At 60.2% G+C, this 7,130-nt stretch carries 1 protein-coding gene; it reads right to left on the reverse strand.

All coding sequences use genetic code 11. The features are described from left to right. A partial coding sequence (locus K5D32_RS25505; RefSeq protein WP_221602287.1) for a non-ribosomal peptide synthetase occupies positions 1-7,130 on the reverse strand: 7,130 nt, incomplete at both ends.

Here is a 7,130-nt window from a genome sequence, read left to right on the forward strand (position 1 = left end):
GGCGTCACGCCGTCTTCTGGAATGACATAAGCCACCAGACGCTTGTCGCCCGGCACGTCTTCGCGAGCGATAACCACCGCTTCGCGTACGCCCTCACAAGCCGCCAGTTGCGCCTCGACTTCTCCCAGTTCGATCCGGAAACCACGGATCTTCACCTGATCGTCGTTACGGCCCAGGTAATCCAGGCTGCCTTCGGCGGTCCAGCGGGCCAGGTCGCCGGTGCGGTACAGACGAGCTCCCGGACGCTGGCTGAACGGATCGGCGATAAACCGCTCTTGATTCAGTTCCGGCCTGTTCAGGTAACCCCGCGCCACGCCGGCACCGCCGACATACAGCTCACCGACCACACCGACCGGCACTGGCTCGCGATTGGCATCCAGCACATAGGTCTGCAAGTCAGGAATCCGCACGCCAATCGGGCTGACACCGGCCTGCAAGGCATCCGCCGCTTCCAGCGCACGATACGTCACGTGCACCGTGGTTTCGGTAATGCCGTACATGTTGACCAGTTGCGTTCCGGCGTTCACCGCACGGGCATACCACGGCTTGAGAATCCCGGTTTCCAGGGCTTCGCCACCAAAGATCACCTGACGCAACGAGTGCGACTGCTGGCTTTCGCCTTGTGCCGCAATCAACTGGCGGAAGGCACTTGGCGTCTGGTTCAACACCGTCACGCCAGCCTCACAAATCAAGGCATAGCATTCTTGAGGTGAACGGCTGACCAGTTGCGGCACGATCAGCAATTCCCCGCCATGCACCAGAGCACCCCAGATTTCCCAGACCGAGAAGTCGAAGGCAAACGAATGGAACAGTGCCCAGGTATCGGTAGGCCCGAACTCGAACCACGGCTGTGTCGCCGAGAACAGCCGCGCCACGTTGCGATGTTCGACCTGTACGCCCTTCGGCAGACCGGTAGAGCCCGAGGTGTAGATCACATAAGCAAGGTTTGAAGAAGCCGAATCGACCTGCGGATTGGAGACGGATTGCTCCTGCAAACGTGGATCATCCAGATTGATGACCGGCACCGACACATCCGACAGCACTTCTGCTGTGGCCTGCTGAACCAGCACCGCCAACGGCGCGCTGTCCTGCAGCAGATAGGCCAGACGCTCGGCAGGATACGCAGGGTCCATCGGCACATAACCCGCACCGGCCTTGAGAATACCCAGCAGGCCGATGATCATTTCCAGACCACGTTCGACGCAAATCGCCACACGATCGTCCGGGCCGATGCCCTGTTCGATCAGGCGATGAGCAACCTGGTTGGCGCGTTTATTGAGCTCGCCATAGGACAGCTTGTTACCTTCAAAGCGAAGCGCCGTGGCCGAAGGTTGTTTTGCAGCCCAGCTTTCAACGGCGCGATGTATCAGTAGATCATCGGCAAAGCTCGCGTCACTGATATTCCACTCGCGGAGCAATTGCCCGCGCTCGCTGTCCGGCAGAATAGACAGACTCCCCAGCGCTGTCTGTGGAGCCTGTTCCAGCGCATCGATCAATTGATGCATCACGCGCTGCATATAGCCACAGACACGTTCTGCACCAATTTGCGCTTCAGCCATCACGGTCAGATTGAAGCCTTCGCCCAGATCGTCCACCGACAGGGTCAGCGGGTAGTTGGTGCGTTCCTCTCCCGAAAGCGCCTCAATACCTTCCCAGGCCGAACCACTGGAAGCACTGGCACGGTTTTCCAGATGGCGGTAATTGAGCAGTGAACTGAACAGCGGTGCAGGTGCTTCAACGCCGCTGCAACGCTGGGCAAGTACCAGCGAGGCATGTTCGTGACCCAGCAAAGCGGTCAGGCTGGCATGGGTTTTCTTCACGCCCATGTCGACAGGCTGATCGCCGAGATCAACGCGCAATGGCAAGGTGTTGATGAACATGCCCAAGGCACGGTCGGCCCCTTCGCCACCCTGCATACGGCCCAGCAACACCGTGCCGAACACCACTTCATCGCGACCTGAAACGGCGCCCAGCACACGCGCCCAGCCCAGATGATAAAGGCTGGCAGCACTCACGCCGAGTTTGCGTGCCTGAGCCCGCAAACGCTGGCCGAGGGAAGCGTCCACCACCTGGCGGACTTCCTGAATCCCCTGCCCGTCACCCTGCACGTCATGCAGCCCGAACGGCAGGGTCGGTTCGTCGATATCACCCAGCATGTCGCGGAAGAACGCTTCATGGTCTTCACGACTGACACCCAGGCGCGCCTGAGCCACGTAGTTGCGGTAAGGCACCGAGGCAGGCAATTGATCACCAAGGCCGGCCATGAACGCTTCGATTTCCGACGTCACGATCCCCAGGGAGGTGGCATCGTCGACCATATGGTGGAACAGCAGCATGCCCAGCCAGCGATTATTGGCCGGATCATGGGCGTAACCGATGCGCATCATCGGGGCCTGGCGAATATCCAGGCGGTAATGACGCGGGTCGAGCACTTCACTCAGTTGTTCAGCGATATCGCCGGCAGCCGGATCGAGAAGAATTTCCTCCGCAATCAGCTCCGCATGACGCCAGACCACTTGCACCGGATCGTCCAGACGCTCCCAAAGCACACCCGTGCGCAGAATGTCATGCCGCGACACAACACCCTGCAAGGCCGCGGCAAATTTATGGACACGCTCCAGGCTGTCAAAAGCGAACAGCGCATATTGCAGATAGGGATCGCCCTCGACCGCCGAAAGGTGGTGATAAAGAATCCCCTCCTGCAACGGAGCCAGTGCGTAGATATCCTGAATATTGGCAACACCGCCCGGCACACAGGCCACGACGCGGTCGATGGCTTCCTGATCCAGATCAGCCAGCGGCAGCATATCTGGCGTGATGCGCTCGCAACCTTCGGGAATCAGGTTTTCCGGCACCAAGATCTGTACCTGACCGCCCACGGCTGCCGCCAGAGCTGCCAGAGTAGGCTGGCCAAACAGCACACGTACATCTGCGCTGAGGTCCTGTTGACGCATGCGTTCGATCAGTTTCACGGCCAGCAGCGAATGGCCGCCCAGTTCGAAGAAGTGGTCATGGCGACCCACTTGCTCAACACCCAGCAATTCCTGCCAGAGCTGGGCAATTGCTGTTTCGACTTTGCCTTGCGGCGCTTCATAGGCACGGCTGGCCAAGGCCGATTGATCCGGCGCAGGCAGCGCCTTGCGGTCCAGCTTGCCGTTGGTGGTCAGCGGCAATTTCTCCAGCATTACAAAGGCGCTGGGCAGCATATGCTCGGCCAGGTTCTGCAAGAGTTGGTCCCGCAGGTCAGCGGCAGATGGCGTCACGCCGTCTTCTGGAATGACATAAGCCACCAGACGCTTGTCGCCCGTAACGTCTTCACGAGCGATCACCACCGCTTCACGTACGCCCTCACAAGCCGCCAGTTGCGCCTCGACTTCTCCCAGTTCGATACGGAAACCGCGGATTTTCACCTGGTCGTCGTTACGGCCCAGGTAATCCAGACTGCCTTCGGCGGTCCAGCGAGCCAGGTCGCCGGTGCGGTACAGACGAGCTCCCGGACGCTGGTTGAACGGATCGGCGATAAACCGCTCTTCATTCAGTTCCGGCCTGTTCAGGTAACCCCGCGCTACGCCGGCACCACCCACATACAGCTCGCCGACTACACCGACCGGCACTGGCTCGCGATTGACATCCAGTACATAAGTCTGCAAATCAGGGATTCGCACACCAATCGGGCTGACACCGGCCTCCAAGGCATCCGCCGCTTCCAGCGCACGATAAGTTACATGCACCGTGGTTTCGGTAATGCCGTACATGTTCACCAGTTGCGTTCCGGCGTTCACCGCACGGGCATACCACGGCTTGAGAATCCCGGTTTCCAGGGCTTCGCCACCAAAGATCACCTGACGCAACGAGTGCGACTGCTGACTTTCGCCTTGGGCCGCAATCAACTGGCGGAAGGCACTTGGCGTCTGGTTGAGAATGGTGACGCCAGCCTCACACAGCAAGGCATAGCATTCCTGAGGTGAACGGCTGACCAGTTGCGGCACGATCAGCAGTTCGCCACCGTGTACCAGCGCACCCCAGATTTCCCAGACCGAGAAGTCGAAGGCAAACGAATGGAACAGTGCCCAGGTATCGGTCGGGCCGAATTCGAACCACGCTTGTGTCGCCGAGAACAGCCGCGCCACGTTGCGATGTTCGACCTGTACGCCCTTCGGCAAGCCGGTGGAGCCTGAGGTATAGATCACATAGGCCAGGTTTGACGAAGCCGAATCCACCTGCGGATTGGAGACGGATTGCTCCTGCAAACGTGGATCATCCAGATTGATGACCGGCACAGACACATCCGACAGCACTTCTGCTGTGGCCTGCTGAACCAGCACCGCCAACGGCGCGCTGTCCTGAAGCAGGTACGCCAGACGCTCGGCCGGGTAAGCCGGGTCCATCGGCACGTAACCTGCGCCCGCCTTGAGGATACCCAGCAAGCCGATGATCATTTCAGGACTACGTTCGACGCAGATCGCCACACGATCGTCGGGACCAATGCCCTGTTCGATCAGGCGATGAGCCACCTGATTGGCACGGGCGTTGAGTTCGCCATAGCTCAACAGGTGGCCTTCAAAGCGAAGCGCCGTCGCTGAAGGCTGTTTTGCAGCCCAGCTTTCAACGGCGCGGTGAATCAACAGGTCATCGGCAAAGCTCGTGTCACTGACATTCCACTCGTGGAGCAATTGCTCACGCTCGCCAACCGGCAGAATCGACAGACTGTGCAGCGGCGTTTGCGGCGCCTGCTCCAGTGCTTCGGTCAACTGCTCCAGAGCAACCTGCATATAGCCACAGACGCGCCGGGCACCCATTGTTTCAAGTGCCAGAACAGTGAAATGGAAGCCTTCACCCAGGTCATCGACGTTCAGGGTCAGCGGATAGTTGGTGCGCTCGTCGCCGCCCAGGCTCTGTATGCCTTCCCATGCACTCAGGCTTTCCTGCGAAGCCTCAGCATTGCTGTGACGATAGTTGAGCAAGGCACTGAACAGCGGAGTGGTCGCGGCCACGCCACTGCAACGCTGGGCCAGTGCCAGAGATGCATGCTCGTGTACCAGCAGACCGGTGAGCCGGTCGTGGGCCTCGCTCACAGCCTGGCTCACCGTATTGCTGTCCAGGCTGACCCGCAATGGCAAGGTGTTGATGAACATGCCCAGGGCACGGTCGGCACCCTCGCCGCCCTGCATACGCCCCAGCAATACGGTGCCGAACACCACATCATCGGTGGCCGAGACCTTGCCCAGTACCAGCGCCCAGGCCAGATGCACCAGACTGGCAGCGCTGACACCCAACTGACGGGCCTGCTGACGCAAACGACTGCTGATATGCATATCAAGAGACGCTCGCGACTCTTCGATCCCGTGCCCGTCGCCTTGCACATCATGAACACCAAACGGCAGGGTCGGCTCGTCGATATCCCCCAGCATGTCGCGGAAGAACGTTTCATGGGCCGCTGGCTCGACACCTAGTCGAGCCTGGGCCACATAGTTGCGATACGGCATCGCCGCACCCAATTGATCGGCCGTGTCCAGCAGGAAGGCCTGCATTTCCAGCTGCATCACTTCCAGCGCAGTATGGTCCAGCGCCAGGTGATGGAACAGCAGCGTGGCAACCCAGCGGTTTTGCTCCTTGTCCTCGGCACAGGCCAGATGCAGCAGCGGCGCACGGGTCAGATCCAGGCGGTAGTGACGGGCATCGAAACGCTCCGACAATTGCTCAGCAACAGGCCCGTCGGCCGGGTCCAGCTCAACCCATTGCGGTTGCAGCGTGACGTTACGGCAGACCACCTGGACCGGCTCATCGAGACCACTCCAGAGCACGACCGTGCGCAGGATATCGTGACGCTCGATGACCGATTGCAGGGCCTGGACAAAGTCTTCCAGACGTTCGCGACTGTCGAAGGCGTACTGCGATTGCAGCACATACGGGTCGCCAGCTTCGGCGGACAGGTGGTGATAGAGAATCCCTTCCTGAAGCGGAGCCAGCGGGTAGATATCCTGCACATTGGCCGCTCCGCCCGGGACGGCTGCCAGAACACGTTCAAGCGAAGCTTCGCTGATTTCCAGCAGCGGCAGCATCTCGGGGGTGATATGCGTGCAACCCGGCTCGATCAGGTTGGCCGGTACACGGATTTCCGTGCTGTTACCCACGGCTGCCGCCAATGCTGCAAGCGTCGGCTGGCTGAACAGCACACGAACATCGGCGCTCAGGCCTTCCTGACGCATCTTCTCGATCAGTTTGACGGCCAACAGCGAGTGGCCACCCAGCTCGAAGAAGTGGTCATGACGACCCACACGCTCGACTTTGAGCACCTCTGCCCAGAGAGTCGCCAGCACCGACTCGATCGGCCCGACGGGCGCTTCGTAATCACGGCTGGCATACGCCTGGGCATCGGGGGCTGGCAGCACACGACGGTCCAGCTTGCCGTTATTGGTCAGCGGCAGGCTGTCCAGTACCACAAAGGCCACTGGCACCATGTAATCGGCCAGTGAAGCGCTCAATTCACGACGCAATGCCTGTACCGACAGGCTCGCACCGGGCAGAGCCGTTACATAACCCACCAGTTGCTTCGGTCCACCGTCCCCATCCTGGCGCGCCAGGACCACCGACTCCTTGACCCCGGCACATTGAGCCAGGCGTGCTTCGATCTCACCGATTTCAATCCGGAAGCCGCGAATCTTGACCTGCTGGTCATTACGGCCACGGTATTCCACCGAGCCATCTGCCAGCCAGCAGGCCAGGTCGCCTGTACGGTACAAACGGGCTGCCGGGTCGGTACTGAATGGATCAGCCACAAATACTTGTTCAGTCAGTTCAGCACGATTGAGATAACCCAATGCAACGCCATCGCCACCGATATACAACTCGCCAGTTACGCCCAGTGGCACTGGCTGCTGACGGGCATCGAGTACGTACAAGCGGGTATTGGCCAACGGCTTGCCGATAGGGATGCTGCCCTCGCCCACAGCCTTGATTTCGTGGGTCGCCGAGAAGGTCGTGGCCTCGGTCGGGCCATAGCCGTTCAACAGATGCTCGGGCGCGCCATGTTTCAGGACCTGAGCGATGACCGAAGGGTCCAGTACATCGCCGCCCACAATCAGGTAACGCAATTGGGCAAAGGCGTCGTACAGGCCCGAAGCGTATTG

Origin of the sequence: Pseudomonas cichorii, from assembly GCF_019719005.1 — a bacterium.
In the GTDB taxonomy this organism is placed as follows: Bacteria; Pseudomonadota; Gammaproteobacteria; order Pseudomonadales; family Pseudomonadaceae; genus Aquipseudomonas; species Aquipseudomonas cichorii_E.